Origin of the sequence: Actinokineospora sp. HUAS TT18 (genome assembly GCF_051364635.1) — a bacterium.
Classification (GTDB): domain Bacteria; phylum Actinomycetota; class Actinomycetes; order Mycobacteriales; family Pseudonocardiaceae; genus Actinokineospora.
This window is the reverse complement of the sequence record NZ_CP195645.1, coordinates 1,132,619-1,150,785: the sequence shown is the minus strand read 5'-3', so window position 1 is coordinate 1,150,785 and position 18,167 is coordinate 1,132,619. Positions and strand designations below refer to the sequence as shown.

Sequence of the window (18,167 nt, the reverse complement as noted above, 5' to 3'; positions counted from 1 at the left end):
AGGCTTCCGCGAACATGCTCGGAAAGGTCAGCATCCACGCGGCTGGTACGACTGCCCACAGCCATGGCGGAACCCGTTCGCCCATCAGCCACACGGCGCGGTCGAGTCGTTTCGCCAGCCGTGCGGCTGCGGTCCCGTTTCTCAGCATGGGTTGCCGCACTTCACGCAGATGTTGTAGTTCTTGCCCTGGACAGGAATGCCCACGTGGTCCCCGCCTTGCGGGCAGTTCTCGGCGACGGGCATCGGCGGATCAAGCGGCCGTCCCGTTGTCGGAGGGGTCTGGGGTGCAGTCGTGGGTGCACTGCTCATGGGTAACCGCCTCAACGAACAGATCGTGGTGGACATTTGCGCTGGTGTAGATGTCGGAGTAGATCGAGTCCCCTTTGGACGCGATCAAGAAGTTCTGTTGGCGTAGCTCGTCTAGGTCGTCCTCGTCGCCGATTGAGATCCACTCGCGGTCCTGGATCGACCAGACCTCCGCGTGCAGGATGTGTTCACGCGTCCGGGCGTCCATCCACTCAGCAACCGACCACGGCGACCACAGCACTGTGTTTGGTGCCTGCCGCAGTCGGTGTTGGCGGTAGCCCGTGCGCATCGGGCCGTCTGTCTCGCGGCGCTCAATGAACGCGTGCCAGTGCACGCCTGCCTGCTGCCAGTCCTCCGAGGGAAGGGACGCGCTAAGCGGGGTCATGGCGTCCACCCCTCGTGGCGGACCTCAGCCGCTTGCCCTCGGGCGTCGGAGCGTGGGCCAGGCACCCTTCACACGGCATTCCGGCGAAGCGCTGCAATGCCTCCGCGGAGCCTGGCTCGATCTCGAAGCCGCACCATGCCTTCAGTACGTCCGGCAGCGTTCCGTCGGTCTCGGGCGTGGGCACCATGTGCACCACCCGTTGGGTCTCGCGGATGCCGGGACCAGGACGCAGGCGGACAAGCAGGACCGGGGCTGTGTTCGGCGGTTCCGTCACCGGTGCCGCCCCCGCTCGCTGCGGATCAGGCGGGCGAGCCAACTGGGTCGGGAGTGCTTGTGTTTCCCGGTGGGCAGACCATTCCGTATCTGGAACCAGGCCAGCACGGATGAGCCGCAGCGTTGGCAGTCCGGCCGCGGTGGTGCGTCGGACGGTGCGGGCAGCAGTCGAGCGCCGCAGACCGTTTCGTAGACGCCGGATTGGCAGGTGGCGACTTCCTGATCTCGGACTGCGTGGTCGTGATGGTCCAGGAAGGTCATCCAGATCAGCGGCGGGCGCTTGGTCGACGCCGCGGTCATCGAGACCGCTCCCGGATGTCGCGGACGGTCAGGCCGATAGTCAGTAAGGCCGCAGCGCCCAAGATGATCAGCACCCATATCTGTCCCATGGCGGAGTCCTTTGGTGTTGTCCGAGTTGGGGCACCCGACGCCGAGGAGGGGTCGGAGGGGTTCTCGACTCGGCGTCGGGTGCTGTGATCAGACAAGCGATTCGAGGTGTTCCAGCCCACGGCGAGAACGCCGGAGGTTCGCCGCCAGAACGTCGCACTCAGGCGTTCTACCTGCGGGAATGTGGCGATCACCTGCTATCGTGTGACTGGGCGATCACAAGGGGTGGCGACATGCGGCGACGGTCGGATCTGGCTGCAGCTCGGCGGGCGGCGGGATACACGCAGGAGGGGCTTGCCGAAGCTCTGCACGTTGACCGGACCACGGTGATCCGCTGGGAAGCGGGGGAGAACGCGCCGCTGCCGTACATCCGGCCGAAGTTGGGGCGCCTGTTGGGACGGTCGGCGGACCAGCTCCGGGCGATTATCGACGTCGCCGAGCCTGCTCTGAACTGGCCGGACCTGGACGCCGCGATGGTGTGGTTGGACGAGCGAGCGGGATGGGGGCGTGGGTCGAGCGCGGCGAAGGTCGCGGATCGGGTGGCCGCGGCGAATCGTTCACGGCCTGCGGTCGGGCGGAGCAGCATCGCGGATGCGTTGGGGCGGTACTACGGGACCAGCGAGATGTTCCGCGCGCCGGTTGACGGTCGCGACGTGTTGACGTCGATCGCGACGCGGGCGGAATGGACCGATCTGCGGGTGCCGTTGACTGCTGCCGCCGAGCGAACAACGTTGGTCGCTCCCGCGCCGGGATCGGTGCTCGGCGACGTCGCGGTCAAGGCTGCTGTTCAGCGGCTGGCGGACGCGGCGGCGCGGGACGTGCGGATCAGCAACGCGCCGATCTATCGGCTGATGAGCTCCGAGATCGGAGAGTGCATCACCGCGGAGTACGCGGTCGCGCCCTTCGCGGAGTACGCGCTGACGATGGACCTGTTGGAAGGGGAGTTGGTCGACGCGATTGGGGGCGGCAGGGCCGAGTTTCCTTTGCGAGACAAGTATTTGCCGGACATGGCGAGTGTTTTCGATCTTGGCGGGCGCCTCTGCGCGGGCGGAGTCCCCGCGCTGTGCGCGATCGCGCGGGCGGCGGACGCCGAGCGTGGGCCTGCCGACTTCATGATCCTGGTCCAGGAGCGGTCAGAGAACGTGCTGAACGCGGCTCGACGGCTGGCCGTGATCCCGAAGGGGTTCCACGGACCGCTGTCCGACTACCGCGCCGACGCGCGGATCGGGTCCACGCTGCGGCGGGAGCTGGAGGAAGAGCTGTTCGGGCGGGTCGACGTCGACAGCACGGTCGGGACGCCGAACGTCGCCGAGCCGATGCACCCGACGCGGCTGTCGGAGCCGATGCGGTGGCTTGCCGATGACGCCGATCGGATGCGGCTGGAATGCGCGGCGTTCGGGTTCAATCTCGTCAGTGGCAACTATGAATTTGCCAGCCTGGTCCTGATTCGGGACGAAGAGTTCTGGCCGCGGTTCGGCGGGCATGTCGAAGCAAATTGGGAAGCGTCGAGGTTGCGGCGGTATTCAACGCTTGATCGGGAAATGCTCGCAGATTTGATTATGGATGAATCATGGAGCAATGAAGGACTCTTTGCTCTGATTCAAGGTTTGCGGCGCCTGCGCGAGATCGATCCTGCGCGGGTGGATCTCCCGTCAGGTCTGTGACGGCCAGCGGACGGTCATGACGACCGAGTCGGCTAGCGCCTCCCACGAGTGATCCACTCCCGCGCCCCACATGATGTAGTCGCCTGGGCGTTCCATGGTCTTGCTGCCGTCGGTGACGTCTACGCGGAAGTGGCCTTCTACCAACAGAACCAGCGTCGTCCGCTGGTCGTCGGAGGTCCACTCGGGACGCTTGTCGCCAGCTGGGTGGATGCCCCACTTCACTTCGACATCCTTGGATGAGCGCACGCCTTCCGAAGGGTCGATGAAGTGACCGACCAGCCAGCCGCGGGTCGGCTGGCCGTCCTCGGCGGCGTTGCCGCTCGTCCAGTCAGTCACTATCGGATCTCCCATTCAATCGGTGGCAAGTTCACCCGTTGCCCGCCGATTTCGCGGAGACGGTGAAGTCCCTGCGTCATGGCGAACAGCCCTTCGTTGCTCCACGCTACATCACCGATCAGGTCGGTCAGTAGGTCGGTATCGAGAGACGAATACCGGTGCAGGTTGGACGATTCCCAGTTGGCTTCGATCATGCCGCCGAACTCGGTCCAGAAATGCTCGTCGTCAATGACGATCAGGCTGGCGAATTCGTAGTTTCCGCTCACCAGGTTGAGCCCGAAGCCAGTGCATTCGAGCCGCAGCCGGTCGGGCTCGGCCATGAGCCACCGCATGGGAGCAGAGAGCCGCGTCGGGTGCATGGGGTCGGCGCTGCGTTGATCGCCCGTGGTGCTGTCGACGTCGGAGCGGCCGAACAGCTCTTCCTCCATCTCGCGGCGCAGGGTCGCGCCGATCTGGGCGTCGGCTCGGAGGTCGATGAGGGGCTGGTGGAAGCCCTTCGGGATGACGGCCAGCCGCCGGGACGCGTTGAGCACGTGGCCTGAGCGTTCCTGGACTAACAGGAGGTAGTCGGCTTCCCCGCGGTACGGGTCGGCTGGCCGCGCGATGGCGGTTAGGGCCAGGACGCCACCCGCGCACAGGCGGCCGGACACGTCGAGGACGGACGCGACGTTCGGTAGGTGGTCGTCGCGAAGGGGGAGCCATTGAGCGCCGGACGCGATGGCGTCGATGAGTTCGCCCTCTAGCAGGTCCATCGTCAGGGCGTACTCGACGAACGGTGCCGTGCCGACCGTGCCGCCGATGTGCTCTTTGCGGACGTCGATGCCGGTCAGCCGGTACAAGGGGCTGTCGACCATGCGGATGTTCATGGTCAGCGTCTCGGCGAGCCGCTGAATCGCGGCGTCGGTGGCGTCCTCGTCAAGGCTGGTGATCGGGTCCGGCTGCCCGCGCTTGGCGCGGAGTTGATCGTGGGCGGGGAGCAGTGGACAGTCCAGGTCCAGCCAGTCCGGCCGAGTCAGGATGCTGGTGTCGATCACGCCGTCCGTTCCACATCGGGCGCGGTACAGGCCATGGGATGCGGGCATCTCGCCGTAGTAGTTCTCAAGGGCCGCCACGACTTCGCGTTGTTGAACGCGGGCGCGGCGGCTTCCGCGGTTCTGCAGCTCGCGCGCGTCGGTGCGGATGAGGCGGCGGGCGACGCCATGCCGTGCCGAGCCTGCTTCCAAGCCTGCGTGCTGGTCGAGCCAGTCGAGGGCCGCGCCGATGTGGGGGTCGGCGCTCAGGCGGATCTCGGCGTCGGTCGCTTCGGTGTCGGGTTGGTCGCTGCTGGCGCCGAAGCGGGCGCGAACGGCGGCGGGAGCCTGCTCCAAGGTGGTGTCGAGCGCCTGTTGCCAGACGGTCTGCGGCCGGAGGGTTGGCTTCTGGTGCCAGCCAGCGACAGTGCGGACACCCACGCCCAAGAGTTCGGCGAATGCCTCATTTGAGAGTCGCAATGCGGCCTGGAGGTCGCACGCCGATTTCCCGGTCCAGCCGTTCGACAGGTTCACTTGGCGACCCCCGAATCGCGTTTGTGCACTGGTTCGGCACTGCTTCCGCACTGGTGTTGCACTGCTTCGGCATGGGACCGCGGCGCGATTCCCCGTTGAATTATTGGCATGAAGAACATGCAGCTCACAGCCCGATCGCTACCGCTTCGAGCGGACGTGATCGGCCACGACGGAAAGATCCGCCTGGATGTCGGCAAGGCGGTCGGTGATCTCGGCAAGACGCAGCTCGACGGCGTCCAAACGGGACTCAATCCGGTTCGCGTCTTCGGCGCTGGGGTCGTCCGGGTGCGGGGGCTTTCGCCCGTGCAGCACCGATTCCAGATGCGACGGGTGCAGGCCGAGCGTGGTCGACAGCGCTTCGAGGGTGCGCGCGCTCCGCCTGCGTTCGACGGTGTGGTGCTGGAGTTCGCGGACGATCGCCTGCGACACCTGCGACTTCTCGGCAAGTGTGCGTTGCTGCCAGCCGAGTTCGCGCACTCGTTGGTTGATCGCCTTCGCGACCGCTGCCCAGTCTTCCGTCACCCATTCCTCCGCGCTCCGCCTCAGCGCCGAGATTAGCGGCTGTTGACCATTCCGCGGCGCGACACCACGAATCGTCGCGCCGATCCGGACAAGCGCGCCCATTGCATAGCTGATATCAGCAATTGAGCGCCTAAATCATCATTCCTTCGTTCTAAGGACACATTCCTCATGAGCACCACTCTGCCCAAAATCAAGTACCTGACCATCCGAGAAGCGGCCTTCGTCCTCGGCGTGCCGAGGGGCCACGTGAGCCGCGCGATCCGGGTCGGAGTCATCCGCGCTGTACGGCGGCGCTCCGGGCTGGCCGTTCCGTCGAGCGAGATCGTGAAGTGGCTCGGGGGTGCGGGATGAACGAGCTGATCGAGACCGCGTGGCGGCTGGACCGCCTGCGCTGGGTTCCGACCGACGTCCTCGGCGACATCGTGATGGACCAGGGCGCGTGCATGGACGCCTACGCCGCGGGGGAGCAGCCCGACTGGCTCGGGCTTGAGCAGACCGACCGGGAGCTGGCGGCGCGGCTGTGCGCGGGCTGTCCGGTCAAGGACCAGTGCCTGGAGTTCGAGCTGCGCACGGCCGGCGAGGACACCGTGGGTGTCTGGGGTGCGCTGGACCAGGACGACCGCCGCGCGTTGCTGCCGTACTGGCGTCAGCGCGGCGAACGTGCCGAGGAGGTTGGCCAGTGATCAACCCCCAGATCATTCTCGCGGGTGCGGGGGCGCTGATTGTTCTGTTCGCGGTCTGGCGTGCGGGAGCGCGTCGGGCGAAGGCGGCGGCTGAGGCCACGCGGAGCGGGGCGCGGTTCGTCTCGCTGGCTGGCCGGGTGCTGTTCAACGCTGGGCTGATCGTGGCCGTTCAGTGGGTCGTGATCGCGAACGCGGGGGACCGGTGGCTGCTGCTGGCGGTGCTCGGGTTGCCTGCGCTGTTCGCGGCGTACGCGCTTACTCGGGCGTTGACGGTGACCACAGTCGACACGTCACGCGGGAGGAAGCGGTGAACCGCGCTGAACGGTTGGCGCGCGACGCGGCTACGGCGGCGGAGGTGCGGGCGTTTCAGACGCACCCGGACGTCGTGGCGCTGCGGATAGAACGCGTGCGGCGGCAAGTGGACTGGATGTGCTGGTCCGGGATCGTGCTTGGGCTGGCGTTCACGATGACCAACGTGCAGGGGTTCGCGGCGGCCGGGGTGCCGCCGTGGTCCCTGCCCTGGATTGCGGCATGGGTGCTTGACCCGACGGTGTCGCTGGTGTTGCTCGCGATCCTGCGGGCGGAGCAGGTGACGGCGCGATATCAGATCCAGACCGGCGTATGGGTGCGGCGGGCTAAGTGGTTCACGCTGGCGGCGACATACGTCATGAACACGTGGGCGTCCTTCGCGGCTGGGTCGGTGGCGTCGATCGTGCTGCACTCGGTGCCGCCGTTGGTCGTGTTCGTTGCCGCCGAGGCGATCAGTGATCTTCGGGAGCGGTTGACGGACGCTGCCCTCCAGGCCGTGAACGGTGCGGCCGTTCACGTGAACGCTCCCGCTGTTCGGAAGGTGTTCGCGGACTACCTTGCCGACGCTCGGGCGGCGTGGTCGGCGGATGTCGAGATCACGCCTGCGTGGATTCGGCAGGTGACGGACTGCTCGCGCGGGTTGTCGCCGAAGCTCGCTAAGGCGTTGCGTGCGGAGGTCGGTCATGAGTGACGACTTGCCGGTGCGCGCGGTGCTGGACGCGGAGTTGGTCGAGGAACCGGCGCCCGCCGTGTACTTCCGGCCGAAGGTTGGACGGTTCACGTCGTGGTGGTTGCGGTCGCCGAGGGTGCCGCATCGGCTGAAGAGTCGCGTTCAGGCTCGGCAAGCTGCTCGGGACGCCGTGGCGGCGGTGCTTCGGTCGCCGTTGCGGTTCCTCGGCGGGGTAGTCCGTGGGTTGGTGACCGGGGCGCGATGGTGGCGGCGGTGGGTGACGGTTCGGGACTACCGGGAGGCCGCCGAGCTGTCCGAGAAGTTGGCGGACAAGTTTGAGGACATCCGCGCGTTGACTCTCTTCCGGTGGAAGGTGACCGGGGCGGTTGTGGTCGTGGTGGCGCTCGGGCTGGCGGTTGCCGATCTCGTCTATGGGTCTGCGGTGTTGTGGGTCGCCGGATCGGTCGTGGCGGTGGCGTTGGCCGTTCTCGGGCGGCGGAAGGATGGCAGTCCGGGGCGTAAGGCTGTGCTGGCTGGTCCCCGGACGCTCACCTGGACGATGGACCCACAGGTCCTGGTCGACGCGTTCCGGGATGCGAAGCTGATCGGCAAGGACGAGACGCTGCGGCTGGTCGAGCGGGCTACTCGGATGGGTGAGGGTTGGGCGGTCACAGTCGACCTCCCGGCGACGCGCAAGGCCGCGGACGTGATCAAGGGGCGGGAGGCGCTGGCGTCCGCGCTGGCCGTCGATGAGGTTCAGCTCAGCGTCGAGCGTGTTCGCGGGAACGGCGGGCACGCTGGTCGGGTCGCGATGTGGGTTGCTGATCAAGACCCGTACGCGTCCCCTCCTGTTCGGACGCCGCTGCTCGATGTTCCGGGGTGGGATGCGTGGCGGCCGGTGCCGTTCGGACGGGATGCGCGGGATCGGCGGGTGGATCTTCCGTTGGTCTGGACGTCGCTGCTCGTGGGTGCGATTCCTCGGCAGGGCAAGACGTTCGCCGCTCGACTGGCTGCGGCCGGGTTGATCCTCGACCCGCACACGCGGTTGTACGTGGCGGACTTCAAGGCCGGGAAGGACTGGGACGCGGCTGGCCACGTCGCGCATCGGTTCATGGCGGGCGACGAGTCCGAGCATGTGTTGACGCTCGTGGCGTGGCTGGTCGAGCTGGTCGGGGAAGTGCAGGCGCGGTATCGGCGTATGCGGTCGCTGGACGACGCGACGTGCCCGGAGTCGAAGGTAACTCCGGCGATGTCTCGGGACACGGCGCTGAACATGCCGATCACGGCGATCTTCGTCGATGAGGTTCAGGTGCCGCTCGAAGACCGGACTCCGGTGCGGGTCGAGGACAAGAAGCTGACGGCGGGGGAGTACGTCGGGGAGCTGCTGACGTGGCTGGCCAAGAAGGGACCGGCCGCGGGCGTGGTCCTGGTGCTGGCGACGCAGCGGCCGGACTCGAAGACGATCCCGTCCGGGCTGCGGGCAGTCCTCGGCTCTCGGTTCGCGCTGCGGGTCATGGACTGGCGGGACTCGAACATCGTGCTTGGGGAGCAGATGAACACCCGCGGCTATGACAGCAGTCGGTTGCTGGCGTCGCACAAAGGTGTCGGGATCTTGCGGCCGGATGGAGAGACGCAGGCCGGGGCCGACGTACTCGCGCTGACGGTACGGACCTACTACATGCCGAACGAGGACTGGCAGACGATCTGCCGTCGCGGTCGGGCGCTGAGGGAGGCGTCCGGGACGCTCACCGGTCACGCGGCCGGTCAGGACGCAACGCCGGTGCTCGACCACGCGGCGGCGGCGAAGGCGATCGGTGCCGGTACTGGGCAGCGCGCGGCGTGGCTGTCGGACGGGTTGCCTGAGCCGTTGGCGGCTGTCGTGGAGTACCTGGGTGACGAACTGGACGAACGAGACTTCGTGCCCACGGCTGAGCTGACGGACGCGCTTGACGTCGATCCGACCGCGTTCGCGCGGCAGATGGCAGAGCTGGACTGCAAGCCGACTCGCAACCGCACGCCGATGGAAGACGGGGAAGTTCGTCGGGTCCGGGGCTACTTCACGGCCGAGGTCCGCGCTGCCGTGGATCGTGCCCGATCTGGTGATATCGGCTCTGAGGTGGGTGGCAATGGTGGTCGACCATGAGCGCCAAGCGGGACGATCGGCGGATCACCGTGCACCTACCGGAGGGACTTCCCGCGCTTACCCAGCACTTCTGTCGGACATTTCTTGCCATACTGGTCGAGCTGACGACTATCCCGGTGCTCGACAGACCGGCGGAAGGTGGGCCCGATGACTGCTGAAATCAGCCGAGACCCGTGGGCCACGCTCGATGATCTGATGGGCATCGAGATTGAGGAAACGGCGCTTGACCTGGGGATCGGGCCGATCGCGTTCTATGGCCGGTGCTCGACCGAGGACAACCAAGACCCGGAGACCTCGCACGGGTGGCAACTCGGCAACGCCCGCAAGTTCGTGGAACCGTTGGGCGGGTCGGTCGTCGCCGAATTCTTCGACATTGGTCAGTCGCGTTCCGTCCCATGGAACCGGCGAACAGAGGCCAGTCGGCTGCTCGCGGACCTCAAAGATCCGCGCCGGACGTGGAGCGCCGTTGTCGTCGGCGAAGGCACGCGCTGTTGGTTCGGTAACCAGTTCTCGCTGATCGCCCCGCGGTTCGAGGCGTACGGGGTCGATCTTTGGGTGCCGGAGTTGGGCGGCAAGTTCGACGCGCGGAATCCGTCGCACAAGATGCTCATGAGCGTGTTGGGCGGGATGAGCGAGTCCGAGCGTCAGCACGTGCAGGCGCGAGTCCGGGCCGCGATGGATGCCCAGGTGGTCAACGAAGGTCGGCACCAGGGCGGACGGGCGCCGTACGGGTACGTGGTGGCAGACGGTGGTCCTCACCCGAATCCGAGGAAGTCCGCCGAGGGCTACCGATTGCGCGTCCTGGCGGTGGATGAGGTGTCGGCGGCAGTTGTTCGGCGGATCTTCGCCGAGTACATGAGCGGGATGGGTGATCGCGCGATCGCCAATGGCTTGAACCGCGACGGGATTCCGTGCCCATCCGCGCGGCGGCCAGATCAGAATCGGCACCGGTTGGCGGATGGTTGGCAGGGGAGCACGGTCCGCTCGATCTTGGATAACCCGCGCTATACCGGGTTCGCGGTATTCGGTCGGTGGTCGAAGCATGAGACGTTGATTGATCCCGACGATGTGGGAGTGGGTCACGTGATCAGGTTCCGTCGAGCGGCACCGGAGAAGGTAGTCCGGTCGCGCAAGCCCGCTCATCCGGCGATCGTTTCGGTTGAGGAGTTCACCCAGGTCCAATTGAAGCGACGCGCGAAGTCGGCGGGTGGATTGAAGACGGCACGGAAAACGGAGCGCGCCGGCAGGGCGACGAAACGGACGTATTTGTTCCGGGGACACATTCGGTGCGGGGTATGCACTCGGAAAATGGAGGCAAGCCCCCGCAAGCACGGCATGTACTACCGCTGTCCCGCGCGGACTTTGGCGCCCGGATCACCCGCACTCGCTGATCACCCGCCTACGGTCTATGTCCGCGAGGACCCGTTGCGGGAGGCGGTGAACGAGTGGCTGACTCGTATCTTTGCGCCGGAGAACCGGGACGAGACGGTTCGGGCGTTCGTGGCTTCCCAGGCGGACGAGAGGCCATCGGGAGACCAGGAGGCCGCCCGGAAGCGTCTTGCCGACGCGGAGGCTCGGCTACGCCGGTTTCAGGACGCCATCGGTGCGGGTGTCGACCCGATGGCGGTCATGGAACCGATGAATCAGGCCGAGGCGGAACGGTCGAGCGCGCGGGCCGAGCTGGACAACGCGCCTGCGTCCAACTTGATGGATGCCGCCGAGGTGTACGCGATGCTGGATTCACTCGGTGAGGTCGCTCACGCACTCTCGGGAACCGACCTGGACGCGTTGACTGCCCTCTACCGGTCTGCGAACCTGGAACTCAAGTACGAGAACGCAAAAGAGGCCGTCTACGTGACGGCCTCAGTGCGGGTGAATAGTGAGTGTGTCCGAGGGGTGATTCGAACACGTGTTCGAAGGAAATTTCCCGTAATCCGGGAGATTTCCCGCGCTCGTGGCCCGTTCCGCCGCTCGTCCCCAATATTAAATGATTCTGGGAAACCTCCCGGAATCCGGGAGGTTTGCATGTCGAAAACTGTAGCAGCACCATCGGTCGAGTCAAAGCCGGGCCGGCTGATCGGGTGACGTCGTGGTCGAAGGGGTGTTCGCCCGAGGATCTCAAGGGTGCGGGCCCCATCGTTGGTCGTCCCGTCCGCTTGGTGCCGCGCTCGATCACCTTGGTCAAGTTCGCGGCATCCTCGACTCCGTGAACTGCCAATTAGCAGAGCCCGACCGGATGCTGTTTGCCCGGCGATTGGAGTCAGGATCCCAGGGATAGTTGGTGCGTCCCGTTGCCTGGTGCCGTTTGGGTGATTCACCTGACCCGGTACTCACGTACAGGGTTCATGCTGCTGAGGTGAGGACCAGCGAGGTGGCCGAGCGTGGCTGCGCTGGAGACGCAACTCTGGCAGCTCGTCGACCTCGTGCGGCACAACCAGCAAGACGCCGCGGCCGCCCACGTGCTGGCCGCGGGAGCCGACCGCGATGTCACCGACCTGGGCGTCAAGGTGGATGCCAATCGGCAGGCGATCAACGCGTTGGGGAGCAGACCGCAGGACGCTTCGATCGCGTGGAGGGGAAGGTGGACGCGGGGTTCACCGAGATGCGCGGAAAGCTCGACGCCACCGCCGCTGGGCGAGAGTAAATCGTCGGCCTGCTGAACACGTTCGTTACCCAAGGCGGACAGGACACCGACCAGTAGCGCCTCGGCGATCCTGTGGCGACAGTTGTGTTATCGAGCGGGCCCTACCGCGGGCTCGCTGCGTCGCTCACCGGGGAGTGTCACTGCATGCCGCTACCCTTCGTGGCGTAGCCGTCACAAGTCGCCAAGGGGGACGACGAATGCAGTGCCCGACCTGCAACCGCCGGGTGAAACGGAACAAGAACGGCACGTTTCCCAAGCACTACATCGAGGACTTCCCGATCTTCGGCTGGGCCCAAAAGGAGTGCCCGGCCGTCGGCAGTACCGACGGCCGCGGCTGGTCGAACCCCGCCAACAGCAGCACGATGATCTGCCCCTGCTGCAACACGCGGGTGAGCAAAAAGGGCGACGGCCGGATGCGTGCCCACCCAGGGGCGAACGGTCGGGAGTGCTCAGCCTCGTTCGCCAACCGCTGAGCAGCGAAGACCCGCACAGTCGCGCCGCGCCCCGGCGCAGGCCCTCATTGAAGGCCTCGGCGCCGTCGAAGTCCTGGCCGTCGACCGGGACCGGTTCGGCGAGGATCTTCAGCAGGTGGCTCGGGTCCGCGTGGTTGAGGAATCGCTCTTCGCGGCCGTCGGCGTGCAGGAAGGCCATTCCGGCCTCAACGGTGCGGGTGATTCTCGTCGTGTGTTCGGCGCGATGAGTGTGTGAACCGACGAGATAGTCGGCCGATCGTCGTCGTCACCTTGGCGTCGAGACGGCTCTGAGGGACCGGGCCTTGATTCCCACGCGTGGTGATCATCGTTGCGGAATCGTCTCGATCCTCGACATGCGTGCCTCGGGCGTACCGCTATCGTCAGTGCAGGTGGAGATGCTCGCGAGTCCGTGTAGGGGGAGGTGGCATCGTCGCGACAGCTGATCAAGTGAAGGCCCTGGTCAAGAGTCACGCCGAGGGCGATGACACCCGGTTCTACTCGGTCGCGCTGCAGGTTGCCGCAGGGGCGGCGCGCAGTGGTCAGAACCGGTTCGCGCAGGATCTTCGTGACCTGGTGGACACGCTTCGTGAACGCGGCAGCGACCAGGCCGCTAGGCATGGGCGTCCCGTCCCGGTAGCGCAGCCGCGGGGCGAGCTCGCCCAGTTGCTCACGGTCATCTATCCACAGGCACGGTTGTCTGACTTGTCGTTGGATGACGAGGTGCGGACGCGGCTGGAGCGGGCGCTGCTCGAGCAGCGGCAGAGCGACCGGCTCGTGTCTCATGGTTTCCACCCGCTGCGGCGGCTGCTGCTGCTGATTGGGCCTCCCGGCACGGGGAAGACGATGTCGGCGCACGTACTGGCAGGGGAGTTGCGGCTGCCGTTGCTCAAGTACTTCGCCGAACGGCTCCCTGCCACCTTCGCCTACGCCGGGATCGAGGTCGAGGCCCAAGGCCTGTTCTCCGGCGTCCGAGGACGACAGATCGCCGGGCGCTTCACCCTGATCGGCTACACGCCGTTCGCCTACGGCACCACCGAGCAACGCGAATCGTGGCGTTCACTGATCGCCACCCTGGAGTCCACACTTCGCCTGCACCGACACCAGCCCGGCACCCTGGTCGGGTTGGCCGACTACCTCTTCGACCGCACGGGCGGCATGATCGGCAGCCTCTCCCAACTCATCCGGGGCGCGGCGATCCTCGCCGTCGGCGACGTCGAGCAGATCATCCGCGACCTGCTCGACGTGGTGCCAGTCGACTACGCCGCCACCCGCGCCACCCCGCGACGCCCGCACCAACACACATCCGCCGCGGGCAAGCGCCTCTGATGGGCTCCCGTCTGCCGATCACCATTCGACCCGCACGCGACGAGATCGCCGTCTCCTACCTTAACCGGCTCGCTGCACTGCACGACATGCCCTTCGTCGACCTGTGGGACCAGGTCAGCGGCAGGCGGCGCGCCTACGGCCAAGGCCGCGCCCTCAACGCCGACCGACTCGCCGCCGTCGCCGGCCAACCCCGCGACCGCCTGGCCCGTGCCCTGATCGAGCTACGCGTCCCACGCCCGGACTGGCTCGCGCTGCGACACGAACCCCAACGCGGCTGCCACCGCTGCAACGCACGCCACCCCGGCGGCCCCGTCCTGCAACTGCTCGGCCACCACAACTACCTCTGCACCCGCCACAGCGTCTGGATCGGCCCACCCGACCAAACCGACCACCCCCAACCGGCCCTCGACGAACTACCCGAGATCGTCGCCGCCCAGCACCAACACCTGCGACTGCTGCGCCGCATCGGCCCCGCCGCCACCTATGACGCCGTCATCACAGGCTTCCTCATCTGCGGCCACCGATGGCGGCGCGAACCCACCAGCCACACCGACGTCTGCCACAACTGGGATCGCCGCGCTACACAACTCATCCCACCCGACACCGAGAACACCACCTTCAGCGTCTCGCGGTTGTTCGCCGCCACCTACCCCGAAGCCGTCCACCTCGCCGAACTGATCGGCTCCCTGCACTGGCGTCGGCTCGCCGCCGGCGACCCCGAGGACCAACGCCGATTCACCACCGAGATCGGCAGCCGTCTTGGCCAACCCGACTACCGACCGACCCGGGTGAACGACCCGATCGCCCATTGGATCGACCAGCGCTGCTGGGCGCCGCCCGCCCTCCCGCCAAGCGACTTCCGCAGTGATCAGACCTTCGGCGGCCCGAAATACCGCAAACCTGTCAAGAACGCCGAACAGGCGCGCCAACACGGCGCTTTCTGGTTCACCACTCACCGCCGCGGCGGTGCGATGCTGCTACAGCACCGCAGCATGACAACCGTCCGCCCACGCGAACCGCTCGTCCTTCACACCCCCGACCATGAATCCGACAAGCCGGTCAACATCGACTATTTCCGGCCACAACCAGCGACAACCACCTACCTCGACACAGCCACCGAGCCCGTCCCCTGGCCACAGCAGACACGAATCCGAACCCACCCCTGGTTCGCAGGTGGCCAGCCTTAAGGTTCCGTGAGGTGGAAGATGTCCGGCGAGCGTTGACACCACTGGTCGAACGGGTCGTTCGCGACCGCCCGGAAGATCCGGTCGGCTGAGGCCTCGAAGGCTTGCTGGCTTTCCCACAAGGCCAGACCGACGAGACGGTCGCTGCGCTGGTCTTTCCAGGCGCCGATCTGGATCAGGCCAGGGGCGCCCTGGGCGGCATCGTCGACGCGGCGCATCGAGGCGAGCAGGTCCTCGGTGTGCTCCGGCTTGGGGTGGTGGATCGCAAGGTGCACAAACATCAGCGCACTCCTGCCTTCTCGGCGAAGTAGCCGAGCAGTTTGGCCCAGCCATGGGTGTACCCCTCGGTGATGCCCGCGGGGGCGGACCCGACACGGTCCCACCCGCCGTGTTCGACGCTGACCCTGGTCCCTTGCTTGGTGGGTTCGAAGCGGACCTCGACGTCGGTGGTCTCCGCCGCGGCCCACCCGTCCTGGCGCCAGGTGAAGACGAGTCTACGGCCCGGCTCCCAGACGAGCACACGACCGATCTCGAAGCCCTCGCCGCTCTCCAGGTCGTGGACCTCGATCAGGCGGCCACCGACTTCAGGTTCGAAGCGCAACTGTTGGCCGCGTTCGCCGTCGTTCCAGTACGGCGTTCCCCGCTTCCACCAGGCACCGATGTCGGCGGTGAAGACAGCGAAGGCGGTCTCAGGGTCCACTGCCACCTCGACGGAGGCGTTGGCCGTTGTGGTCGTGCTCATCGATTCGTCCCTTTACTCGTGCGCTCGGCGTGCTCTTTGAAAGCGCCGAGTTGGTCGGTCCAAAATGTCTGCACCTGGTCCAACCAGGCATGTAGGGCGGCGAACGGCTCGGGTTGCAGCTCGTAGATCCGCACCCGTGCGTCGTCCTCCAGGCTGTGCTCGGCCACGACGCCGCCTCGGCGCAGGACGCGCAGGTGGCGGCTGATGGCTGGAGCGCTCGTGTCGAATGCGGCCACCAACTCGCCTGCCCGGCGCGGCCGCTCGCGCAACAGCTCCACGATGCGGCGCCGAGTCGGGTCAGCCAGGGCAGCCAGCGCCGCGTCGACATCGTTAACCATGCCATTAATAATTAACGAGAGTGCGCTACAAGTCAAGCGGTTGCGTCGCGGGCTCAACGGACAAAGCCGAGTTCCGCCTGCAGATACGTGGAGACATGCACCGCTGGATCCAACGTCGGACGGCGACCGCCCTCGGCTCGCACTCGATACTTGTGTGAGTTCTCCGCACTCGAAACGACATCGACCAGATGCTTCGAACGGCACCAGACCGAAACTAGATCCGGATGACCAGCCAGCGACCGTCCGCAACAAGGATTCGGACCGCAGGTGAGAAGCTCAGTCACCGAAGACTTCGTCCGAACAGGACACTTCTTGTCCTGTTCGCGTGAACCTTGCGGGGTTCGGGCTTAGTTTGCGGGGGTCGTTGCAGGGTTCGGGGTTACCTTGCGGGTCGGTGCAGGGCGCCTCGGTGCCGCTCGGCAGAATGCCGACGTGCTGGATCTGGATCTTGTACGCGGTGGGGCGCCGCTGTCCTCTGTCGAGCGGTTCGAGTTCGCGTACGTCGACGAGGTCGGCACGTCAGAGTTTCGCCAGCCCACGCCGACGAACTACGGGAATGCCTCAAAGCCGAACGACTGCACTTCAGCGACGGCGCCGAGTTCTCGGCTGGAAGATGGCTCGAAGTTCTCGCCGTGAGCCTCCCGACGGCCCTCGGAGCAGGCGGAGCCATCACCGTCGCAATCACCAAGTTCTTCGAGAAGCACCAAGGCAAGAAGGTGACCTTCGGAGCAGAAGGCCAGGTCACAACCTTGGAAGGGTTCTCGGCCAAGGACGTCGAACGGGTGCTCCAGGTCGTCGCCCAGCAGCGAGACGAGAACGACCAGAGATGGGCCGCGGCAACCAAGCAGATCCAGAGCACCCCCACCACCGAGAACCCCAGCGACGCCTGACCCCGGCACAACCCGTCGAATCCGCAAACTAGATCCGAACAACTAGCCCAGAATCTGACCGGGCCTATGATTACGGCACCCAGGTCACGACCCGCCCAGCCGCAAGATTGAAGCGGACAGCGTGCGTGCCGAAGTGCGGACCTGGTCGCCGGAGACGCGCCGGTCGGAAGTTCGAGGTCGCGTTTGCGGACGACATTGACAGGGGCGCCGAGGTCGAATTCCTCGAAGCCCCGTTAATGCCATCGCCTCATACCTCCAGATGCCCGGTGATGCCGAGAACGGTGTCGCCACCGACCCAGATCTGGCCGCCGTGCTGGGAGAGGTGCACCCGTCCCTGGCGCCCCAGGACCGTGCCCTGCGCGGCAACGTACTGCGCTGGTGCGAGGCCCGCAGGGATAAGCCACTGGGCGATGGCGGCGTTGAGGCTGCCGGTTACCGGGTCTTCTTCGAATCTGCTGCCCTCGTCGATGAACGCCCGCACCTCGAACGCGGCGTCGCTCCCCGCCGGGTGCGGCCCGACCACACCCACCGCGGTGAAGTCGCCGAACCGCGCGTAGTCGGGCTCCACGGCCAGCACCGCGTCGGCGGACGCGAGCAGCACCGCCACCCAGCCCGGCCCGTTGTCGGCCCACTGTGCGGCGACGACGGCTTCCGATTCGATCCGCAATGCCGCCGCCAGTGCCCGCAGGTCGGCTGATGCAACGGGACCACCTCGCAGCAGCGGCGGGGCGGCGAACCAAAGGCGAGCGCCGTCGCGGCGCACCGTCACCAAGCCGGCGCCGCACTCCTGCACCACCTCGCCAGTCCTCTGCGGGATGTGTCCAGCCGCGAGCCACGCGCGAGCCGACCCGAGGGTGGGGTGTCCTGCGAACGGAAGCTCACGGCTGATGGTGAAGATCCTCAGCCGATAGTCAGCGGCCGGGTGCGACGGGGAGAGCAGGAACGTGGTCTCGGACAGGTTCGTCCATCGGGCGAACGCCGCCATCTGCTTGGTGGTCAGGTTGTCCGCGTCGTGCACGACCGCGACCGGATTACCGTAGGGGAACTCGGTGGTAAACACGTCCACCTGGCTGAATGCTCGCACCCGGCGAACCTAGCCCAACCCCTGCACGCGCGGCCGCCAGCACGGTCCTTACCGTGTTGAGGTTCAGGACAGGGCACGCAGATGTCTGCGGCCAGGATGTGTCACGGCGGCTGTTGTCGCATCCATCAGCCACGAACAACTACGCACCTGCCCGGCACAGCTGCCATTTACGCGCTCCTGACCGAGCCCCGCCTCGGCAGACCCCTTCGGCCGCGTACCCCAAGCCGACCACCTGCTGCCGATTCCGCTAACTAGTTTGCGGAC

The 18,167-nt window shown here is 66.5% G+C and carries 22 protein-coding genes; 13 read left to right on the top strand and 9 right to left on the bottom strand.

Annotated features, from left to right (window positions below; translation table 11 throughout):
• Positions 1-250: 250 nt before the first annotated feature.
• Both ACSHT8_RS05170 and ACSHT8_RS05165 read right to left on the bottom strand, forming a co-directional pair.
• Positions 251-691 (bottom strand): hypothetical protein, encoded by a 441-nt coding sequence (locus ACSHT8_RS05170; RefSeq protein ID WP_436498194.1) that lies wholly within the window; start codon positions 689-691, stop codon positions 251-253.
• A 270-nt stretch (positions 692-961) separates the two neighbouring features.
• Positions 962-1,264, bottom strand: coding sequence for a hypothetical protein (locus ACSHT8_RS05165; protein WP_436498192.1), 303 nt, complete (start codon positions 1,262-1,264; stop codon positions 962-964).
• A 320-nt stretch (positions 1,265-1,584) separates the two neighbouring features.
• On the opposite strand from ACSHT8_RS05165, the gene ACSHT8_RS05160 reads away from it, so the two are divergent.
• The gene (locus ACSHT8_RS05160) at positions 1,585-3,015 is read left to right on the top strand and encodes a helix-turn-helix transcriptional regulator (protein WP_436498190.1); all 1,431 of its coding nucleotides are present in this window, start codon (positions 1,585-1,587) and stop codon (positions 3,013-3,015) included.
• Here the strand turns inward: ACSHT8_RS05160 and ACSHT8_RS05155 are convergent.
• From ACSHT8_RS05155 to ACSHT8_RS05145, 3 genes are all read right to left on the bottom strand, one after another.
• A complete protein-coding gene (locus ACSHT8_RS05155) occupies positions 3,004-3,366 on the bottom strand; it encodes a signal peptidase I (protein ID WP_436498188.1) in 363 nt (120 codons plus the stop codon). The genes ACSHT8_RS05160 and ACSHT8_RS05155 overlap by 12 nt on opposite strands.
• Positions 3,351-4,895, bottom strand: coding sequence for a transcriptional regulator (locus ACSHT8_RS05150; protein WP_436498186.1), 1,545 nt, complete (start codon positions 4,893-4,895; stop codon positions 3,351-3,353). Before ACSHT8_RS05150 ends, ACSHT8_RS05155 begins: the two co-directional genes overlap by 16 nt.
• 138 nt (positions 4,896-5,033) lie before the next feature.
• The gene (locus ACSHT8_RS05145; RefSeq protein WP_436501996.1) at positions 5,034-5,417 is read right to left on the bottom strand and encodes an XRE family transcriptional regulator; all 384 of its coding nucleotides are present in this window, start codon (positions 5,415-5,417) and stop codon (positions 5,034-5,036) included.
• A gap of 168 nt (positions 5,418-5,585) precedes the next feature.
• Here ACSHT8_RS05145 and ACSHT8_RS05140 point away from each other — a divergent pair, with 168 nt between their 5' ends.
• The 10 genes from ACSHT8_RS05140 to ACSHT8_RS05095 all read left to right on the top strand — a co-directional run bounded on the left by ACSHT8_RS05140 (position 5,586) and on the right by ACSHT8_RS05095 (position 14,852).
• Positions 5,586-5,768, top strand: coding sequence for an excisionase family DNA-binding protein (locus ACSHT8_RS05140; RefSeq protein ID WP_436498185.1), 183 nt, complete (start codon positions 5,586-5,588; stop codon positions 5,766-5,768).
• Complete coding sequence (locus ACSHT8_RS05135; RefSeq protein WP_436498183.1) at positions 5,765-6,100, top strand: WhiB family transcriptional regulator; 336 nt, start codon at positions 5,765-5,767, stop codon at positions 6,098-6,100. The genes ACSHT8_RS05140 and ACSHT8_RS05135 overlap by 4 nt, the downstream gene beginning before the upstream one ends.
• Complete coding sequence (locus ACSHT8_RS05130) at positions 6,097-6,411, top strand: hypothetical protein (RefSeq protein ID WP_436498181.1); 315 nt, start codon at positions 6,097-6,099, stop codon at positions 6,409-6,411. The genes ACSHT8_RS05135 and ACSHT8_RS05130 overlap by 4 nt, the downstream gene beginning before the upstream one ends.
• Positions 6,408-7,100, top strand: coding sequence for a hypothetical protein (locus ACSHT8_RS05125; RefSeq protein WP_436498179.1), 693 nt, complete (start codon positions 6,408-6,410; stop codon positions 7,098-7,100). The genes ACSHT8_RS05130 and ACSHT8_RS05125 overlap by 4 nt, the downstream gene beginning before the upstream one ends.
• A complete protein-coding gene (locus ACSHT8_RS05120; RefSeq protein WP_436498178.1) occupies positions 7,093-9,222 on the top strand; it encodes a cell division protein FtsK in 2,130 nt (709 codons plus the stop codon). Before ACSHT8_RS05125 ends, ACSHT8_RS05120 begins: the two co-directional genes overlap by 8 nt.
• 147 nt (positions 9,223-9,369) lie before the next feature.
• Positions 9,370-11,307: a recombinase family protein gene (locus tag ACSHT8_RS05115; protein WP_436498177.1), complete on the top strand. Its 1,938-nt coding sequence runs from the start codon at positions 9,370-9,372 to the stop codon at positions 11,305-11,307.
• A 296-nt stretch (positions 11,308-11,603) separates the two neighbouring features.
• On the top strand, positions 11,604-11,882 hold the full coding sequence (locus tag ACSHT8_RS05110) for a hypothetical protein (RefSeq protein WP_436498175.1): 279 nt from the start codon (positions 11,604-11,606) through the stop codon (positions 11,880-11,882).
• A 208-nt stretch (positions 11,883-12,090) separates the two neighbouring features.
• On the top strand, positions 12,091-12,339 hold the full coding sequence (locus ACSHT8_RS05105) for a hypothetical protein (RefSeq protein WP_436498173.1): 249 nt from the start codon (positions 12,091-12,093) through the stop codon (positions 12,337-12,339).
• Positions 12,340-12,786: 447 nt separating this feature from the next.
• Positions 12,787-13,665 (top strand): AAA family ATPase, encoded by an 879-nt coding sequence (locus ACSHT8_RS05100; protein WP_436498171.1) that lies wholly within the window; start codon positions 12,787-12,789, stop codon positions 13,663-13,665.
• An 86-nt stretch (positions 13,666-13,751) separates the two neighbouring features.
• Positions 13,752-14,852: a hypothetical protein gene (locus tag ACSHT8_RS05095; protein WP_436498169.1), complete on the top strand. Its 1,101-nt coding sequence runs from the start codon at positions 13,752-13,754 to the stop codon at positions 14,850-14,852.
• Here the strand turns inward: ACSHT8_RS05095 and ACSHT8_RS05090 are convergent.
• From ACSHT8_RS05090 to ACSHT8_RS05080, 3 genes are read right to left on the bottom strand one after another with little or no spacing between them, the layout of a single operon-like run.
• Entirely contained in the window at positions 14,849-15,130 is a 282-nt protein-coding gene (locus tag ACSHT8_RS05090; RefSeq protein WP_436498167.1) for an antibiotic biosynthesis monooxygenase family protein, read from the bottom strand. The genes ACSHT8_RS05095 and ACSHT8_RS05090 overlap by 4 nt on opposite strands.
• Positions 15,130-15,591, bottom strand: a complete 462-nt coding sequence (locus ACSHT8_RS05085) for an SRPBCC domain-containing protein (protein ID WP_436498165.1) — start codon at positions 15,589-15,591, stop codon at positions 15,130-15,132. Before ACSHT8_RS05085 ends, ACSHT8_RS05090 begins: the two co-directional genes overlap by 1 nt.
• The gene (locus ACSHT8_RS05080) at positions 15,588-15,929 is read right to left on the bottom strand and encodes an ArsR/SmtB family transcription factor (RefSeq protein ID WP_436498164.1); all 342 of its coding nucleotides are present in this window, start codon (positions 15,927-15,929) and stop codon (positions 15,588-15,590) included. The genes ACSHT8_RS05085 and ACSHT8_RS05080 overlap by 4 nt, the downstream gene beginning before the upstream one ends.
• Before the next feature lie 432 nt (positions 15,930-16,361).
• On the opposite strand from ACSHT8_RS05080, the gene ACSHT8_RS05075 reads away from it, so the two are divergent.
• The gene (locus ACSHT8_RS05075) at positions 16,362-16,565 is read left to right on the top strand and encodes a hypothetical protein (protein ID WP_436498162.1); all 204 of its coding nucleotides are present in this window, start codon (positions 16,362-16,364) and stop codon (positions 16,563-16,565) included.
• Complete coding sequence (locus ACSHT8_RS05070; RefSeq protein ID WP_436498161.1) at positions 16,562-16,819, top strand: hypothetical protein; 258 nt, start codon at positions 16,562-16,564, stop codon at positions 16,817-16,819. Before ACSHT8_RS05075 ends, ACSHT8_RS05070 begins: the two co-directional genes overlap by 4 nt.
• Positions 16,820-17,066: 247 nt before the next feature.
• On the opposite strand, the gene ACSHT8_RS05065 is transcribed toward ACSHT8_RS05070, so the two are convergent.
• A complete protein-coding gene (locus ACSHT8_RS05065) occupies positions 17,067-17,903 on the bottom strand; it encodes a PhzF family phenazine biosynthesis protein (RefSeq protein WP_436498159.1) in 837 nt (278 codons plus the stop codon).
• Positions 17,904-18,167: the final 264 nt, after the last annotated feature.

Bases quoted from the DNA above. Each gene is read 5' to 3' on its own strand.
- ACSHT8_RS05170 (WP_436498194.1), bottom strand. From the start codon at position 691: ATGACCCCGCTTAGCGCGTCCCTTCCCTCGGAGGACTGGCAGCAGGCA.
- ACSHT8_RS05165 (WP_436498192.1), bottom strand. From the start codon at position 1,264: ATGACCGCGGCGTCGACCAAGCGCCCGCCGCTGATCTGGATGACCTTC.
- ACSHT8_RS05160 (WP_436498190.1), top strand. From the start codon at position 1,585: ATGCGGCGACGGTCGGATCTGGCTGCAGCTCGGCGGGCGGCGGGATAC.
- ACSHT8_RS05155 (WP_436498188.1), bottom strand. From the start codon at position 3,366: ATGGGAGATCCGATAGTGACTGACTGGACGAGCGGCAACGCCGCCGAG.
- ACSHT8_RS05140 (WP_436498185.1), top strand. From the start codon at position 5,586: ATGAGCACCACTCTGCCCAAAATCAAGTACCTGACCATCCGAGAAGCG.
- ACSHT8_RS05135 (WP_436498183.1), top strand. From the start codon at position 5,765: ATGAACGAGCTGATCGAGACCGCGTGGCGGCTGGACCGCCTGCGCTGG.
- ACSHT8_RS05120 (WP_436498178.1), top strand. From the start codon at position 7,093: ATGAGTGACGACTTGCCGGTGCGCGCGGTGCTGGACGCGGAGTTGGTC.
- ACSHT8_RS05115 (WP_436498177.1), top strand. From the start codon at position 9,370: ATGACTGCTGAAATCAGCCGAGACCCGTGGGCCACGCTCGATGATCTG.
- ACSHT8_RS05095 (WP_436498169.1), top strand. From the start codon at position 13,752: ATGCCCTTCGTCGACCTGTGGGACCAGGTCAGCGGCAGGCGGCGCGCC.
- ACSHT8_RS05090 (WP_436498167.1), bottom strand. From the start codon at position 15,130: ATGTTTGTGCACCTTGCGATCCACCACCCCAAGCCGGAGCACACCGAG.
- ACSHT8_RS05085 (WP_436498165.1), bottom strand. From the start codon at position 15,591: ATGAGCACGACCACAACGGCCAACGCCTCCGTCGAGGTGGCAGTGGAC.
- ACSHT8_RS05080 (WP_436498164.1), bottom strand. From the start codon at position 15,929: ATGGTTAACGATGTCGACGCGGCGCTGGCTGCCCTGGCTGACCCGACT.